The sequence below is a fragment of the Streptomyces fildesensis genome, from assembly GCF_016107395.1.
GTDB lineage: Bacteria > Actinomycetota > Actinomycetes > Streptomycetales > Streptomycetaceae > Actinacidiphila > Actinacidiphila fildesensis.
Genome location: NZ_JAAIKO010000302.1, coordinates 1 through 263 on the forward strand (window position 1 = coordinate 1; position 263 = coordinate 263).

General features: G+C 69.6%; 1 protein-coding gene. It reads right to left on the reverse strand.

Annotation, left to right across the window (positions count from 1 at the left end; genetic code table 11):
* The coding region (pspAB, locus tag C6N31_RS43000; protein WP_438817457.1) for a PspA-associated protein PspAB at positions 1–258 on the reverse strand (258 nt) is incomplete at its 3' end.
* Between the last annotated feature and the right edge of the window lie 5 nt (positions 259–263).

Genomic DNA, 263 nt, shown 5'->3' on the forward strand with positions numbered 1-263 from the left:
GCGGGAGAGCAGCCACGAGTACCCGTACGCGTCACGGCTGAACTCCACCGGTACGCCGCCCCGTTCGGAGTCCGCGTCGAGGAGGGCTCGTACCTCCTGTTGGACTTGGGCGAATGCGCCGCCCTCGATGGCGGCGAAGCACACCGAGCCCAGGCCGGTCGGGGTGAAGCCGATGTCGGCCTGGAGGGTGATCGCTGCCGAAGGCAGGCCGAAGAGCTGGTCCAGGTCGGGCTTGACCGGCTTGGTCCGGCCGAGCAGGACGT